Origin of the sequence: Streptomyces sp. NPDC050549 (assembly GCF_040655035.1) — a bacterium.
GTDB lineage: Bacteria > Actinomycetota > Actinomycetes > Streptomycetales > Streptomycetaceae > Streptomyces.
This window is the reverse complement of record NZ_JBFAJD010000002.1, coordinates 207,085-221,685: the sequence shown is the minus strand read 5'-3', so window position 1 is coordinate 221,685 and position 14,601 is coordinate 207,085. Positions and strand designations below refer to the sequence as shown.

The following is a 14,601-nucleotide window of genomic DNA, read 5'->3' as shown; positions in this document are numbered from 1 at the left end:
GGGCCGCGACGGGGCGTTCATCGTTCGTTTATCGCGCCGGGTCACTCTTGGTTCATCGATCCGTCGCGTCGGGGGGCAGACGGGTCAGCGGTGATCACCACCGCTAGGGTGAATGACCCTGATATGCCCGCCCGGAGGCCCTCGGGGGAGTCGCCGGGCGGGTATTGCCCATCACATAACGGGAGTTGCAAGTCCATGAGCGATGTCAAGAAGGACTCCGTGGTCAAGCCGCTCGACAACCACGCCACGGACGTCGAGAACGTAGTCACCACACTCGACAACCACGCGACCGACGAAGAAGCAGCCATCGTCCTGGACGCCGCCGCCGACGGCACGGTGTCCCCGCTCGACAATCACGCGACGGACGAGAAGGCCTGAGCCGGTCTGCTCCGACGGGGGATCGGCCGCGGTGGCACCGAGGGGGAGCCGCCGCGGCCGACGTGTGTCCGGGGGCCGGAGTCCTACAGGCCTCTGACGGCCACTCCCGGCGGGCACAGCTTCCGCATGTCGTCCACGTCGGACGTGTACAGCACGACACCGCCCGGCTGACGCCCGGCGACGACCGCGAGGGCGGCGTCGATTGCGTATTTGTGGCCGTGCAAGCCGGTGTCACGCAGGAGGTCGATCGCGGCGTCGGCGATCTCCCGCGTCACGGGGTCCACGACGATGCGGGACATCACCCACGTCCAGGCCTCCCGTCGGACCTGGCTGTGGTGGGCCTCGATCAGGGTCGTCGAACTGGTCACCACCCGAAGCCCCTTCTTGTGGGCAACCGCCAGCAGAGCCGCCATCCCGCGGTCCCGCAGCGCCGCCCGCGACAGGCCTTCGCTGTCCAGCACCAAACAGCCGAGTGACATTCAGCCCGCCAACGGAAGCTCGCGACGACCGGACGCGGCGGCTTCGTCGAACTGGTGCTCAGCATCGCCCAGCTCGGACCCCGCCGCCAGTTCCTCGGGGGTGAGCGGCCCGCCGCTCTCCTCCTGCATCCACGCCACCAGCTCCCCCAGCCGATCCCGCTCGTGCTGACGCTCTACGGCTCTGGTGACATACGCGCTGAACCCCCCGCTCCCGACCTCCCGCCGAATCTCCTCGGCAAGCTCTTCCGGCAGCGTGACGGTGTACTTCTTCGTTGCCATACCAATCGCCGTACCGTGCGTCACGACCCCCGCAATTCCCCCTTGACCACCTTCCCGCTCGCGTTCCGAGGCAGCTCCCCCACGAACTCCACGACCCTCGGCACCTTGTAGTTCGCCATCTCGCGCCGGGCCCAGGCGATCAGGTCGTCGGACGTGAGGGTCACCCCCGGCCGGCGTACGACATACGCCTTCCCGACCTCTCCCAGCCGCGCGTCCGGTACGCCGATCACCGCGACGTCGGACACATCGGGATGCAGACCCAGCAGTTGCTCTATCTCCGCCGGGTACGCGTTGAAGCCGCCGACGATGAACATGTCCTTGATCCGGTCGGTGATCCGGAGGTTGCCGTCGGCGTCCAGGACGCCCACGTCACCCGTGTGCAGCCAGCCGTCCTCCCCCAGGACCTCCGCCGTCGCCGCCGGGTCCTCGTAGTAGCCGCGCATCACGTTGAAGCCGCGGACCAGCACCTCGCCCGGGGAGCCGAGCGGCGCCTCCACCCGGATCTCCGTGCCCGGGATCGCCCGGCCCGACGTCGACGCGATCACCGACGGGTCGTCCCCGCGCCGGCACATGGTGACGATGCCACTGGCCTCCGAGAGGCCGTACGCCGTCAGGACCGTGTCCACGCCCAGTTCGCCCCGCAGCCGCTCCACCAGCCGCAGCGGCACCACCGCCGCGCCCGTGACCACGAGCCGCAGCGCGGAGAGGTCGTGCGCGTCCCGGGCCGGGTGGTCGAGGAGGGACTGGTGGAGAGTGGGTGGGCCGGGGAGGACGGAGACGCGTTCCGCGGCGATGTTCGCCAGCACCGTGTCCACGTTGAACACCGGCTGCGGGATCATCGTCGCGCCCCGCATCAGACAGGCGATCACGCCCGCCTTGTAGCCGAAGGTGTGGAAGAGCGGGTTCACGATCAGATAGCGGTCGCCCTGCCGCAGCCCCGCCAGGTCGCTCCAGATCTCGTAGCTGCGGAGTGTCTGCGCGTGGGTGATCACCGCGCCCTTCGGGCGGCCCGTCGTGCCCGAGGTGAAGATGATGTCCGAGACCGTCGAGCCGTCCAACTCCCGGGCCCGCTCCCGTACTTCCGCCTCGCCCACGCCCTCGCCGCCCGCCAGGAAGTCCTTCCAGGTGCGGAAGTCGGCAGGGGCGTCGTCCGCCAGCACCACCACCTGCTCCAGTGCCGGGAGCCCGGGCAACGGTCCGTCGCCCGCCCCCTCCCCCGCCGCCCGGCGCAGCGAGGCCACGTACGACGTCCCCAGGAACGTCCCGGTCACGAACAGCAGCCGCGCCCCGCTGTTGCGCAGCACGTACGCCGCTTCGGTCCCCTTGAAGCGCGTGTTCAGGGGCACCAGTACCGCGCCCGCCGACACCGCGCCGAGCGCGGAGACGATCCAGTCCAGCGAGTTCGGCGCCCAGATGCCGACCCGGTCGCCGACCTCGACACCGGCGGCGAGGCAGGCGGCCGCCGCGCGTTCCACCCGGGCGCCCAGTTCGGCGTACGAGATCCTCGTCCGGCCGTCCACGACCGCCTCGGCGTCCGCGTACCGTTCCGCGGCCGACCGGACCAGGCCCGGGATGCCGCCCCACTCCTCGTCTCCGCGCATGAACGGCCTCCCTGTACCAGTAGCTGACTGTCCGTCAGATTAGCTGTAGCCTGACGCCCTGTCAGCTGCCCCGGTGTCACGCGGAGGTGCACGGAGAATGGCCGGACAGCGCATGGCCGGACTGAAGGACGCGACCGCGATCGTCGGCATCGGACAGACCTCCTTCGCGAAGCAACTCCCCGAGGACGAACGGACCTTGGCCTGTCGCGCCGTACTCGCCGCGCTCGACGACGCGGGCATCGCCCCGGGCGAGGTCGACGCCCTCGCCTCCTACACGATGGAGGAGACCGACGAGGTCGAGCTCGCCAAGGCGGTCGGTTTCGGGGACCTGACCTTCTTCAGCAAGATCGGGTACGGGGGCGGGGGTTCCTGCGCGACCGTCGCGCATCTCGCCACCGCCATCGCCGCCGGGCAGGCGACGGTGGGCGTGGCCTGGCGGTCGCGGAAGCGCGGCAGCGGCCCCAGACCCTGGACCAACACCGCCCGCCAACTCCCCACCCCCGCCCAGTGGACCCGCCCTTTCGGGCTCCTCCGGCCGGCAGATGAAATAGCCATGCTCACGCGCCGCTACATGTACGAGTACGGCGCCACCCGGGACCACCTTTTCAACGTCGCCCTCGCCTGCCGGAACCGCGCCAACCAGAACCCGGCCGCGATCATGTACGACCGCCCGCTCACCCGCGAGATGTACATGACCTCCCGCTGGATCAGCGAACCTCTCTGCCTCTTCGACAACTGCCTTGAGACGGACGGGGCGTTGGCCTGTGTCGTCGTCTCGCGCGAGCGCGCCCGTGACTGCCGCCGCACCCCGGTCCACATCCACTCCGCCGCCCAGGGCCTCCCCGCCCAGCACCACGGCATGGTCAACTACTGGAACGACGACCCCCTTACCGGCCCCGCCTGGACCGCCGCCCGACACCTGTGGAAACACGCCGACTTCACCCCGCAGGACGTCGATGTCGCCCAGATCTACGACGCGTTCACCGCCCTCGTCCCGCTCTCCTTGGAGGGCTACGGCTTCTGCGGGCGGGGCGAGGGTGGCGGGTTCACGGAAGGGGGCGCCCTCGAAATCGGCGGGCGGCTCCCCCTCAACACCAGCGGCGGCGGGCTCTCCGAGGCGTACGTCCACGGCTTCAACCTGATCAACGAGGGCGTACGGCAGTTGCGCGGCACCAGCACCGCCCAGGTCCCGGACGCCGCCACCTGCCTGGTCACGGCGGGCGAGGGCGTGCCCACCTCCGCCCTGCTGCTCACGAAGTGAAATGAAACGAGGAGTCGACCGCCATGCTCACTCCCCTCACCGACACCGACGGCGCCCCCTTCTGGCAGTACGCCCGCGCAGGCGAACTCCGCGTCCAGACCTGTGCCGACTGCGCCGAACCCCGCTTCCCGCCCCGCCCCTGCTGCCCCCACTGCCAGTCCTTCGCGAGCGAGTGGCGGCAGGTGAGCGGGCGGGGGAGGGTCTGGTCGTACGTCTTCCCGCATCCGCCTCTGCTGCCCGACTACGCCGCCGTCGCGCCGTACAACGTGATCGTCGTCGAGCTGGTCGACGCACCACGGATCCGGCTGGTCGGAAATCTCGTGAGCGAAGCGGGGGCCGCTATCAACTCCCTCTCCCCGAACCGAATTCGGATCGGGGCGCGGGTGCAGGTCGTGTTCGACGCGGACGGGCTTCCGCAGTGGGTTCTGGAGCGGCCATGACGCTGCGGATCGCCGCCGACAAGGACACCGGTGTCGCCGTCGTCACTCTCGACCGGCCGCACAAGCTGAACGCCGTCGACCTCACCATGGCCGCCGAACTGGCCGCCGTATGGCGGGAGTTGCGGTTCGACGACACCGTACGGGCCGTCGTTCTCACCGGGGCCGGAGAGCGGGCCTTCTGCACCGGACTCGACCGGGACGCGGTCGTGCCGCAGCCCAACTCGGCCTACATGCAGGACGATCCGCTGCTCAACATCGGGCCGAAGGCCAACGACCTGTGGAAGCCGGTGATCTCCGCCGTGTCCGGGATGGCCTGCGGCGGGGCCTTCTATCTGCTGGGCGAGAGCGAGTTCGTCGTCGCCGATCCGACCGCCGTGTTCTTCGACCCGCACACCACCTACGGCATGGTCAGCGCGTACGAGTCGGTGCTGATGGCGCACCGGATGCCGTACGGCGAGGTGGCGCGGATGATGCTCATGGGGACGGCGGAGCGGATCTCGGCGCGGCGGGCGTACGACATCGGGCTGGTGTCAGAACTCGCACCGCCCGGCGGGGCGTTGGAGGCCGCCGTGCGCTGCGCGACCGTCATCGCCGGGTATCCGACCGAGGGTGTCCAGGGCACCGTACGGGCACTGTGGGCGGCGAAGGAGGCGGCGCGGGCGCAGGCCTATGCGCAGGCTCCGCCGCTGATCGCGCTCGGGAACCTGCCCGGCGAACGGCAGGCGGAGCTGTTCGCCGGGCGGCGGAGCGGCGAGTTCCGGACCCGGTGAGGGTCAGGTCCCCGGGGTCGCCCTGGGGTCGACCTCACAGTGGTCGATCGGGGTGGAGGTACCGAGCACGCGCACCCGGACGGTCGCCCTGCCCTTCGCCGGGACCTTGACGTCCGCGTAGTCGAAGTCGACCTCGTTGTCCTGGGCGTCCTTGAAGGTGACGTCGACGGAGAAGGTGGCCTTGCGGTCGTTCGGGTTGCTGACCTCGACCGTCGCGTACCGCTTCTGCTCGGTCGCACAGCTCACCAGCTTCGCCGTACCGTCCTGAAGGCCGCCGGTGCCGCTGCCCGAGGAGGCCGTGGAGGTGGGTGTGGAGCGGTAGTTGGGCCGGTGGGTGTACGAACTGCCGCCCGACGAACCGCCCGTTGTACTGGTCGAGGCGTCGTGGTCCTGGCTCGAACTGCTGCACCCGCCCCCACCGCTGCCGCTCCGGTGCCGGCTGCTGCTGTGGTGCCGTCCGGTGGAGAAGCCGGTGAGGGTGAGAACCGTCAGTGCCAGTACTGCCGTGAATCTGAGCCTGCGCCCCCGCGTTTGCATCCGATCATGGTACCGACCTCGACGGGCGCCGCTCACGCGGTCCTTGCGGTGCCCGTCCCCTTCTCCGCGTCGAGGGCGTACACACAGCGGTCCTTGCTGCACGCGTACACGACGCCGTCTCTCACCACCGGTGCCCCGGTGATCTCGCCGCCGGTCGCGAGCTTCCAGCGGAGCCTGCCGTCGTCGGCCTTGAGGGTGTAGAGGAGGTGGTCTGTGGACCCGAAGTGGATACGGCCCTCGGCGACCGCGGGGGCGCCCACGATGTCGCCGCCCGCCTGGAAGCGCCATTTGGGGGTGCCGGTGACCGCGTCGAGCGTGTAGAGACCCTTGCCGCTGCCGACGTGGACGTGTCCGGCGGCGACCAGGACGGGTTCGATGGAGGCACGCGGTTCGGTCGCGATGCGCCAGCGGTCGCGGCCGTCGGCGGCGTCGAGGGCGTAGACCGTGCCGAGGTAGTCGGCGAGGTAGATGCCGCCGCCGGTGACCGCGGGGCCGGGGGCGAAGGTCGGCGCGCAGAGGAAGACGGCCGGGGCCTCGAAGTGCCAGCGGACCCGGCCGCTCGCCACCTCGACGGACAGGACCCGGGTGCCGGCGGTGACGTAGACCTGACCGTCCGGGGCGGCGGTGATCCGTACGGGTACGCCCCCGCAGGAGGCCGCGTCGCCGATCGGGTACGACCAGCGTTCCTTGCCCGTCCGGGCGTCGAGGGCGCGCAGCCGGGCGTCCTGCCACACGTACACGGTGCCGTCGTGCAGCGCCGGGCCGGCCTCCGGGGACTCGAAGTCGGTCTGCGCGCCGGTCAGCTGCCACAGCTGCTGCCCGGTGGCCGCCTCCCATGCCTGCACTCCGCCGCCGCGCGTGCCGGTGACGACGGTGCCGCGGTCGGCCTTGAGGGAGTACACCCAGGCCTCGGTGGACAACCGCCACAGGTCACCGCCCTCGCGGGCGTCCAGGGCGAAGAGGGTGGGGCCGTCCGAGGCGTGGATACGGCCGTCCGCGACCGCCATCGACCAGGCGACGTCCCTGGTCTTGAAGGAGCGGCGGCCGGTCTGCACGTCCAGGGCGTGCACCTCGAAGGAGGTGACGTAGACGAGGTCGCCGGCGACGGTCGGGGTGCCCCAGACGTCGTTCGACATGCGGAACCGCCAGGGGCGCCAGCCGGAGGCGGTTTCCGGGGGCAGCGGGGGCGGTGCGGGTACGGCGGGTCCCACGGCGGCGTCGGTGCCGTTGACGCCGGGGCGGGGCCGGGACCAGGAGGCGACGAGGCCGGCCTCCGGAGGGGGTGCCTTCACGGCGGCGGCGCGGGCGTCGGCGACGCGCGGGCCGGGGCCGATCGGTACCGGGGCGCCGGCCAGCCGTACGGGCCCGGTGTCGGGGGCGCCGGCCGGGACGGGCACGACGGGGTCGTGGGAGGGCGGCGGCGGTACGGCGGCGCGGCCACCGCCGCTGCGGCCCGCGGTGGGCGTCGGTTTCACGGGCGGGCGTCCACCGCGGCGGGTCTCGATCAGGGTCACCGCGCGCTCGGGCAGCCAGGCCGAGGCCGTACCGCTGTCGTCGGAGCCGGAGCCGAAGAGGTGGGGCGCGAGCTGGGCCTGGAGGTCGGCCGGATTCGGGCGGCCGGTGGCCTCCATCTGCATACAGGACTCGATGAGGGGCCGCAGTTCGTCCGGGAGGCCGGCGAGGTCGGGGCCCTCGCGCAGCAGCATGAAGACGGTCTCGACCGGGTTGGCGCCGTGGAACGGGGGGTGTCCGGTGGCGGCGAACACGAGCATCGAGCCGAGGGAGAAGACGTCGCTCGCGCCCGTGACGCTGCGGGAGTCCTTGGCCTGCTCGGGGGACATGTAGGCGGGCGTACCCACCGCCACATTCGTCATCGTCAAACGGGTGTTCGACACACCGGAGGCGATACCGAAGTCGATGACCCGCGGCCCGTCCTCGACGACGAGCACATTGGACGGTTTGAGGTCACGGTGAACGAGACCCGCCCCGTGAATGGACTGCAGCGCCTCCGCGACCCCCGCCGCGAGCCAGCGCACCGCCTGGGCCGGCATCGGCCCGCACTCGTTCACTATCTCTTCGAGGGAGGGCGCCGGCACGTACGCGGTGGCCAGCCACGGCACGGCCGCCCGTGGATCGGCGTCGACCACGGCAGCCGTATAGAACCCGGAGACGGCCCGCGCGGCTTCCACCTCACGCGTGAAACGGACCCGGAACAGCTGGTCCTCGGCGAGTTCCGTCCGCACGGTCTTGATCGCCACACGCCGGCCGGACGCCGAGCGCGCGAGATAGACCAGCCCCATGCCGCCCGCGCCCAGCCGTCCCAGCACCTCGAACGGCCCGATCCGCCGCGGATCGTGCTGCGTCAGCTGATCCACCACTTGCCTGCCACCTCCCCGTACGGGCCGCGCCACCCACATATGTACGCGACCCCGTGCAGCGTCTCACCACCGCACCGCCATGGCGGCACGCACCCTGATTCTTCCTGGCCGGGCCACAGGTTGCGAACCCGGCGACTAATCGGGGTGTCTCGGCATATCTCCGGACAAAAATCCAGGTGTCAGCGTTGCTGCAGCGCGAACGACGCCCCTTGATTGTCGGTGACGACGGCCACTTTTCCGTACGACGTCTCGAAGGGCGGAACCTGAACCCGCCCGCCGAGCCGCTGCACGGCCCCCAGAACGGCGGTGAGGTCCTCGACCCGGAAGTGAACGAGGAAATGCGGCGGCATCTCCACCGGGAAGACGTCGGAGACGGGCGCCCGTCCGAAGTCGGGAGCGGCCTCCGGCCCGAAGAGGGCGTCTGTGAAAAGTCCGCCGTAGAAAGTGTTCGCGGTCTCCGTGTCGCGGGTGTACAGCTCGGCCCAGCCGAAGGTGCCCGCCTTGTGCCGGAGGCCGAAACCGGGGTGCCGGGCCGCCTGCCACAGCCCGAAGACGGCACCCTCCGGATCGGCGGCGAGGGCCGCCGTGCCCAGCTCCCCCACGGGAATCGGCGCCATGACCTCCTGTCCGCCGGCGGCCCGGATCCGCCCGGTCAGCCGCACCACGTCCGGCGTCGCGAAGTACACCGTCCACACGGTCGGCATCCGCCCGTCCGCCTTGTGGGCGAGCCCCGCGACCGCCTCGCCGTCCTTGCGGGCCCATACGGAGCCGCCGTACGCCTCCTCGAAGGTCCACCCGAAGAGCTCACCGTAGAACCGCCTGCCCGCAGCCAGGTCCGGCAGCTGCGCGTCCACCCAGCAGGGGACGCCCTCTCCGTACGCGGATGCCCTGTTTTCGGCCATACCGTCAAAGTAGCGGCGACACACGCACCCCGCAGACCAGGCACACCACCCTCCGGACCCTCGTGCACCCCATTTGCAGTCGGCCGAATCGCGCTCCGATCACCCCTCGGTAAGCTGACGGCATGACAGGACAAGTGCGTACCGTCGACGGCCGCGTGGCCGGCCGGCGTGGGCAGGCGACCCGGCAGAAGCTGCTCGACTGCCTAAGCGAGATGCTCAGCTCCTCCCCCTACCGGGACGTCAAAGTCATCGATGTCGCCCGGAAGGCGGGGACTTCACCCGCGACCTTCTACCAGTACTTCCCGGACGTCGAAGGCGCCGTCCTGGAAATCGCCGAGCAAATGGCCACGGAGGGCGGGCAGTTGACCGAACTGCTCGCCGGCCGGTCATGGGTCGGCAAGGCCGGCTGGCAGACCTCGCAGGAACTGGTGGACGGGTTCCTGGAGTTCTGGCGCAGGAACGACGCGATCCTGCGGGTCGTCGACCTCGGAGCGGCCGAGGGCGACAAACGCTTCTACAAGATCCGCATGAAGATCCTCAACTCCGTGAACAACTCCCTCTCGGACGCGGTCGCCGAACTGCAGTCCAAGGGCAGGGTCGACAAGGACGTGAACCCGGCGGCGGTCGCCGGTTCACTGGTCGCGATGCTCGCGGCGGTCGCCTCGCACCAGAAGGGTTTCCAGACGTGGGGCGTCAAGCAGGCTGAACTCAAGCCGAATCTGGCGCTGTTGGTCCACCTGGGCGTGACCGGCAAGAAGCCGACGAAGTAGCGGTTCCTGCTTCCAGGTCCCAAGTCCTGTCTCGCGGGCGGCGGTTCACCCAGGTGGACCGTCGCCTGCCCTGCGTGTGATCCGGAACAGCCGGATCTCCCGGTCGACCCGCGCCTGGTACACGGCGTACGGCGGCCAGAAGACCAGCGCCGCCTTCCACACCTCGGCCCGCTCATCGCCCTCCAACAACCGGGCGGTTACCGGGATTTCCTCCCCCTTCCAACTGATCTCCGCGTCGGGATGGACCATGAGGTTGCGGGTCCAGGCCGGGTGGCCCGTGCGCCCGAAGTTGGAGCCGATCAGAATCCACCCGTCCTCAACAGGCATGCAGGCGAGCGGAGTACTCCGCCGCTGTCCGCTCCGCGCACCCCTCGCGGTCAGGATCACCCCCGGCAGCATCTGCGCACTGAGCAGCACCTTTCCGCGCGTAAGCCGGTGCACGGCCCGATCGAGGGCGGGAATGACATGCGGGGCGACGCGAGCGAACCCGGGCGTCGAGGACACTTTCTGCACCAGCCGCACACCGATCACACCGTCACCTCACGGCTCTCGAAGAGACGCGCACCCTCGGCGGCGTGCGCCCGCAGCCGGTGCACCGGCCCGAAGAGCAGTTCGTCGCCGGCGGCACGCTTGAAATAGAGATGGGCCTCGTGCTCCCAGGTGAAACCGATCCCCCCGTGCAACTGGATCCCTTCGGCGGCAGCCCCGCGCAGGGCCTCCAGCGCCTGAGCGAGGGCGAGCCCGCCGACCCGCTCCCCGTTGCCGGTGGCCCAGGCGGCGTAGTAGGCAGCCGACCTGGCCGCCTGCACCTGCACATACACATCGGCCAACCGGTGCTTCACCGCCTGGAACGACCCGATCGCCCGCCCGAACTGCTCACGCTGCTTGACGTGTTGAACGGTCAGCTCCAGCACACGGTCGGCAGCCCCGACGGCCTCGGCGGCGAGCACGGCGGCGGCGGTGTCACCGAGCACGGAGAGCGCTCGCAGCACCCGCGGGCTGTCATCGGCACCCAGCAACTCCCCTTCCACGTCCCGCAGTTCGAGCCGCGCCTGCGGCCGGGTCGCATCGAGGGAGGTCTGCCGGGTCCGTACGAGCCCGGCCGCGTCCTCCGCGACGAGGAAGAGGAGAGTCCGCGACCGGGCGAACCCGCCGGTATGGGCGGCGACCAGGAGCAACTGGGCACTGTGCCCATCGAGAACCTGCGCGACCTGCCCGTACAACCGCCAGCCGCCGTCGCCCAGTTGCCTGGCCTGCACACCGCCCGCCCGCCCGCCGCCGGCCCACTCGCCGTCGTTGGGGCCGGTGAGGGCGAGGGCGGTGGTGAGGGCGGTGCCGGGAACGGCGAGGGCGGCGGTCAGGGAGCCGGCGGCGATCCGGGGCAGCAGCCGGGCGCGCTGGGCCTCGGTGCCGAGTTCCAGAACGAGCGGCGCGACGAGCACTGCGGTGGCGAGGAGCGCCGCGGGCGCCAGGAAACGGCCGGTCTCCTCTGCCGCGAGGGCGAGTTCGGTCGGCGAGCAGCCGACACCGCCGTAGGCCTCGGGGAGGGCGAGTCCGGGCAGGCCGAGCTGCTGGGCCAGGGCGGTCCAGAGGGCGGGGTCGTGTCCGGCGGGGGTATCGACGGCGGCACGCAACTCGTGGGGACCGCACCGCTTTTGGAGCAGTTCGCGGAGGGTACGGCGGATCTCGTCCTGCTCGGCGGTGAAGCTGGCGTCCATGACACTTCCCTCCAGATCTGACGGTCCGTCATATTAGGAGTCCGGGCACGATATGCACAGAGGGAGGAGGCCCCTCATGACACCGGGGAGCCGCAAGGTCGCCGTGGTGGGCGTGGCACTGTCCGACTGCGGGCGGGTCGACGACACAACCCCCTACGCCCTGCCCGCCCAGGCGGCCCGCCGCGCACTTGCGGACGCGGGCCTGGACCGGTCCGTGGTGGACGGCTTCGCGTCGGCGGGTCTGGGCACGCTGCCGCCGGTGGAGGTGGCCGAGTACCTGGGCCTGCGTCCCACCTGGGTCGACTCCACCGCGGTCGGCGGCTCCACCTGGGAGGTCATGGCGGCGCACGCGGCGGACGCGATAGCGGCGGGCCACGCGAACGCCGTGCTGTTGGTCTACGGCTCCACGGCCCGCGCCGACATCAAGGCCGGCCGCAGAACCGGCAACCTCTCCTTCGGCGCACGGGGCCCGCTCCAGTTCGAGGTCCCCTACGGCCACACGCTGATCGCCAAGTACGCGATGGCCGCGCGCCGCCACATGCTCGAATTCGGCACGACCGTCGAGCAGTTGGCGGAGGTGGCGGTACAGGCCCGCGCCAACGCCGCCCTCAACCCCGAGGCGATGTTCCGCGACCCGATCACCGTGGACGACGTCCTCTCCGGCCCGATGATCGCCGACCCCTTCACCAAACTGCACTGCTGCATACGGTCCGACGGCGGAGCGGCGGTACTGCTGGCCGCCGAGGAGTACGTACGCGACTGCCGTACGGCACCGGTCTGGATACTCGGCACCGGAGAACACGTCTCGCACGCCGCGATGTCCGAGTGGCCCGACTTCACGGTCTCCCCGGCGGCGGTGAGCGGCCGACTGGCCTTCGAACGGGCCGGCGTCCGCCCCGAGGAGATCGACTTCGCGGAGATCTACGACGCGTTCACCTACATGACGCTGGTGACGCTGGAGGATCTGGGCTTCTGCGCGAAGGGTGAAGGCGGCGCCTTCGTGGAGAAGGGACGACTGCGGGTGGCGGGCGGCGAACTCCCCGTGAACACGGACGGGGGCGGCCTGTCGGCCCAACATCCGGGTATGCGGGGGCTGTTCCTGCTGGTGGAGGCGGTACGGCAGCTGCGGGGGGAGGCTGGAGCCCGGCAAGTCACCGGCGGGGACGGGGAGTTGCCGCGCCTGGGGGTCGCCTCGGGTACGGGCGGGTGGTTCTGCTCGTCGGGGACGGTGGTGTTGGGGCGGGGGTGAGCGCCGCCGGCTCTCGGGCCGAGCGATGATGACCGCCTCGTCGGTGGCCTGGATGCGCAGGGTGTCGGCGACGGCGTCAAGCGTGAGCCGGAAGCCCCTGCGTACGGTGACTGTGGAGTACGTGACGTACGCGTCGGGGAGCTGATCGCGCGAGGCGTCAACTAAGCGCATCCCGCGCCCGGTCGACGCCTGGCGCGGGGCGCACACCTGTCTCACTCCTCCGCTCGCGGTAGAGGAGTGGTGCGGGTGTGGATCAGGCGAGCTTGTCGGCCTGTGCGGTCACCAGGTCGGCAGGGAAGGTGAAGTCCTTGCCGGAGACCATGGAGCCCGCGTTGCTCACGACAAAGTGAGCCAGAGTGGCACCCTCACGGAAGACGACGACCTTCCACGGCGCGGAGACACCGTCGACGGGCGTCGCGGCGCTGAACGCGACCGCTTCCTCGCCGACCGCCGGCGCCTTGTCCTGCCCCACCTTGCTCGCCTTCAGCAGCTCACCGGCCGCGGTCCACTGGAACCCGCCCGCACACGCGGTGACCGCGTCGGCGACCGACTTCAGCGCGGCAGCGGCATCGTCCGGGCCGGCGTAGGAGGCCAGGGTGACCATGCCGACATTGATATCGACGGCCTCCTCCTCGGCTGTGAGCTCATCGGCACCGTTCCCCGTCACCCGCCGCGACACCTTCGCCTCCGGCTCCCCCACCGCAGACCCGGCCACCGCCCGCCCCAACGGCTCACACCCAGCACCGGTCACCTTCACCGCATCCGCGGCAGTGACCTCGGCCTTCGTAGCCGCCTTCACCTCGTACCCCGCCACATCCGCCTTCACCAGCGACGCCTTGTCCAACTCCTCGGCAGTCAACGGCTTTACGGCGGTGGCAGCGGACGTCTCCACACCAGCCGACGCCGACGAGTCCGCTCCGCCGGCCGCCTCGCCGCTGTCGGAGCCCCCACAGCCGGTGAGCACGGTGAGAGATATCAGGGTGGAGGCAACGAAGACGGAGGTACGGAAACGAGGGTGACGCACGCAGGATCTGTTCACGATATCGCGTTAACTTTCTCTTTGAATTAGTTACAGGCGTCCGACCGGACGCTCTCAGAAGCTCCCCGAAGCCCTGAATTCATGAACCAGCAACGGGAAGGAGCTGGAAAGAATTTCCGATCGAACCTCTCCGGTCAGCAGTTGGACAAGGAGTTCGACACACCCGACATCGAAGGATTCCCACCAGTCACCCCTGGCTTCGTTGACCATGACGGTCCACTCGTCTGGGCGACTCCCTGGCTCAACAAGCCAGTAGAGATATTCACCGTTGTCCGTCGAAGCCCAGGGTATTACTCGGGCACCAGGCGATTCCAATTGCGTTGGCTTCGGCTCGCCGTCCTCCCACAACATCTCGAATGCCTCGTCATGCTCCGCGACGGACCGGAGCAGTTCGTAATGACGATTCGGACAGCGAGGCTCAAGCACCCACAGATACCCGTCGACCCGGCCACCCCCGAAGGTGTCCATCAAATCTCGGTAATCACTGGGCAGTCCGACCCCGAGTTCGCCGGTCACACCTCCCCAGTCCGTCAGCCGGGTAACACCTTCAGGAGGCGTGACAAGCCGGCTCAACCGCTCGACATGTATGTTCATGGTTTCGACCTGTTGAAAACCGTCTGGAATATGCCAGGTCCGCCCATCCCACCGCGAACAGGAGCGATTATCACGCATGCCGGATCTGTTTGCGATAACCTTTTCGATTCCTCTGTGAAATGCCACAGAAGACCGACCGAAACATTTCGACCGATCCCCACGCGCGCGAGGACCGGAAGAGCTCAGCAAGGCCACGACCAAATAGC

16 protein-coding genes are annotated in these 14,601 nt (G+C 70.0%); 6 read left to right on the top strand and 10 right to left on the bottom strand.

Annotated features, from left to right (window positions below):
• Positions 1–195 precede the first annotated feature (195 nt).
• Positions 196–378: a hypothetical protein gene (locus AB0I51_RS05085; protein ID WP_362971536.1), complete on the top strand. Its 183-nt coding sequence runs from the start codon at positions 196–198 to the stop codon at positions 376–378.
• Between the two features lie 83 nt (positions 379–461).
• On the opposite strand, the gene AB0I51_RS05080 is transcribed toward AB0I51_RS05085, so the two are convergent.
• Genes AB0I51_RS05080 through AB0I51_RS05070 form a run of 3 tightly spaced genes read right to left on the bottom strand, consistent with a single transcriptional unit; the run spans position 462 to position 2,737 of the window.
• Complete coding sequence (locus AB0I51_RS05080) at positions 462–839, bottom strand: hypothetical protein (protein ID WP_362971534.1); 378 nt, start codon at positions 837–839, stop codon at positions 462–464.
• A gap of 18 nt (positions 840–857) precedes the next feature.
• Positions 858–1,136 carry a hypothetical protein gene (locus AB0I51_RS05075; RefSeq protein WP_362971532.1) on the bottom strand — a complete coding sequence of 93 codons (279 nt, stop codon included), beginning with the start codon at positions 1,134–1,136 and terminating at the stop codon, positions 858–860.
• 20 nt (positions 1,137–1,156) lie between these two features.
• Positions 1,157–2,737 (bottom strand): FadD3 family acyl-CoA ligase, encoded by a 1,581-nt coding sequence (locus AB0I51_RS05070; protein ID WP_362971530.1) that lies wholly within the window; start codon positions 2,735–2,737, stop codon positions 1,157–1,159.
• Between the two features lie 112 nt (positions 2,738–2,849).
• On the opposite strand from AB0I51_RS05070, the gene AB0I51_RS05065 reads away from it, so the two are divergent.
• The 3 genes from AB0I51_RS05065 to AB0I51_RS05055 are packed head-to-tail and all read left to right on the top strand — an operon-like array spanning position 2,850 to position 5,208.
• Positions 2,850–3,998 carry a lipid-transfer protein gene (locus AB0I51_RS05065; RefSeq protein ID WP_362971894.1) on the top strand — a complete coding sequence of 383 codons (1,149 nt, stop codon included), beginning with the start codon at positions 2,850–2,852 and terminating at the stop codon, positions 3,996–3,998.
• 23 nt (positions 3,999–4,021) lie between these two features.
• Complete coding sequence (locus AB0I51_RS05060) at positions 4,022–4,438, top strand: OB-fold domain-containing protein (protein ID WP_362971529.1); 417 nt, start codon at positions 4,022–4,024, stop codon at positions 4,436–4,438.
• On the top strand, positions 4,435–5,208 hold the full coding sequence (locus AB0I51_RS05055) for an enoyl-CoA hydratase/isomerase family protein (protein ID WP_362971528.1): 774 nt from the start codon (positions 4,435–4,437) through the stop codon (positions 5,206–5,208). Before AB0I51_RS05060 ends, AB0I51_RS05055 begins: the two co-directional genes overlap by 4 nt.
• Positions 5,209–5,211: 3 nt before the next feature.
• On the opposite strand, the gene AB0I51_RS05050 is transcribed toward AB0I51_RS05055, so the two are convergent.
• From AB0I51_RS05050 to AB0I51_RS05040, 3 genes are all read right to left on the bottom strand, one after another.
• The gene (locus AB0I51_RS05050) at positions 5,212–5,745 is read right to left on the bottom strand and encodes a hypothetical protein (protein ID WP_362971526.1); all 534 of its coding nucleotides are present in this window, start codon (positions 5,743–5,745) and stop codon (positions 5,212–5,214) included.
• Positions 5,746–5,777: 32 nt separating this feature from the next.
• Positions 5,778–8,123: a PQQ-binding-like beta-propeller repeat protein gene (locus AB0I51_RS05045; RefSeq protein ID WP_362971524.1), complete on the bottom strand. Its 2,346-nt coding sequence runs from the start codon at positions 8,121–8,123 to the stop codon at positions 5,778–5,780.
• Between the two features lie 179 nt (positions 8,124–8,302).
• On the bottom strand, positions 8,303–9,025 hold the full coding sequence (locus AB0I51_RS05040; protein WP_362971522.1) for a VOC family protein: 723 nt from the start codon (positions 9,023–9,025) through the stop codon (positions 8,303–8,305).
• A 134-nt stretch (positions 9,026–9,159) separates the two neighbouring features.
• On the opposite strand from AB0I51_RS05040, the gene AB0I51_RS05035 reads away from it, so the two are divergent.
• Entirely contained in the window at positions 9,160–9,795 is a 636-nt protein-coding gene (locus tag AB0I51_RS05035) for a TetR family transcriptional regulator (RefSeq protein WP_019075507.1), read from the top strand.
• A 45-nt stretch (positions 9,796–9,840) separates the two neighbouring features.
• Here the strand turns inward: AB0I51_RS05035 and AB0I51_RS05030 are convergent, their stop codons facing one another.
• Positions 9,841–10,326: a nitroreductase/quinone reductase family protein gene (locus AB0I51_RS05030; RefSeq protein WP_362971520.1), complete on the bottom strand. Its 486-nt coding sequence runs from the start codon at positions 10,324–10,326 to the stop codon at positions 9,841–9,843.
• Positions 10,323–11,513, bottom strand: coding sequence for an acyl-CoA dehydrogenase family protein (locus AB0I51_RS05025; RefSeq protein ID WP_362971518.1), 1,191 nt, complete (start codon positions 11,511–11,513; stop codon positions 10,323–10,325). The genes AB0I51_RS05030 and AB0I51_RS05025 overlap by 4 nt, the downstream gene beginning before the upstream one ends.
• A gap of 76 nt (positions 11,514–11,589) precedes the next feature.
• On the opposite strand from AB0I51_RS05025, the gene AB0I51_RS05020 reads away from it, so the two are divergent.
• Positions 11,590–12,762: an acetyl-CoA acetyltransferase gene (locus AB0I51_RS05020; RefSeq protein WP_362971516.1), complete on the top strand. Its 1,173-nt coding sequence runs from the start codon at positions 11,590–11,592 to the stop codon at positions 12,760–12,762.
• Between the two features lie 253 nt (positions 12,763–13,015).
• Here AB0I51_RS05020 and AB0I51_RS05015 read toward each other — a convergent pair whose 3' ends face one another.
• On the bottom strand, positions 13,016–13,786 hold the full coding sequence (locus tag AB0I51_RS05015) for a hypothetical protein (protein ID WP_362971514.1): 771 nt from the start codon (positions 13,784–13,786) through the stop codon (positions 13,016–13,018).
• Between the two features lie 69 nt (positions 13,787–13,855).
• Positions 13,856–14,395: an SMI1/KNR4 family protein gene (locus AB0I51_RS05010; RefSeq protein WP_362971512.1), complete on the bottom strand. Its 540-nt coding sequence runs from the start codon at positions 14,393–14,395 to the stop codon at positions 13,856–13,858.
• Positions 14,396–14,601: the final 206 nt, after the last annotated feature.

Bases quoted from the DNA above. Each gene is read 5' to 3' on its own strand.
- AB0I51_RS05085 (WP_362971536.1), top strand. From the start codon at position 196: ATGAGCGATGTCAAGAAGGACTCCGTGGTCAAGCCGCTCGACAACCAC.
- AB0I51_RS05075 (WP_362971532.1), bottom strand. From the start codon at position 1,136: ATGGCAACGAAGAAGTACACCGTCACGCTGCCGGAAGAGCTTGCCGAG.
- AB0I51_RS05070 (WP_362971530.1), bottom strand. From the start codon at position 2,737: ATGCGCGGAGACGAGGAGTGGGGCGGCATCCCGGGCCTGGTCCGGTCG.
- AB0I51_RS05065 (WP_362971894.1), top strand. From the start codon at position 2,850: ATGGCCGGACTGAAGGACGCGACCGCGATCGTCGGCATCGGACAGACC.
- AB0I51_RS05060 (WP_362971529.1), top strand. From the start codon at position 4,022: ATGCTCACTCCCCTCACCGACACCGACGGCGCCCCCTTCTGGCAGTAC.
- AB0I51_RS05055 (WP_362971528.1), top strand. From the start codon at position 4,435: ATGACGCTGCGGATCGCCGCCGACAAGGACACCGGTGTCGCCGTCGTC.
- AB0I51_RS05050 (WP_362971526.1), bottom strand. From the start codon at position 5,745: ATGCAAACGCGGGGGCGCAGGCTCAGATTCACGGCAGTACTGGCACTG.
- AB0I51_RS05040 (WP_362971522.1), bottom strand. From the start codon at position 9,025: ATGGCCGAAAACAGGGCATCCGCGTACGGAGAGGGCGTCCCCTGCTGG.
- AB0I51_RS05025 (WP_362971518.1), bottom strand. From the start codon at position 11,513: ATGGACGCCAGCTTCACCGCCGAGCAGGACGAGATCCGCCGTACCCTC.
- AB0I51_RS05020 (WP_362971516.1), top strand. From the start codon at position 11,590: ATGACACCGGGGAGCCGCAAGGTCGCCGTGGTGGGCGTGGCACTGTCC.
- AB0I51_RS05010 (WP_362971512.1), bottom strand. From the start codon at position 14,395: ATGAACATACATGTCGAGCGGTTGAGCCGGCTTGTCACGCCTCCTGAA.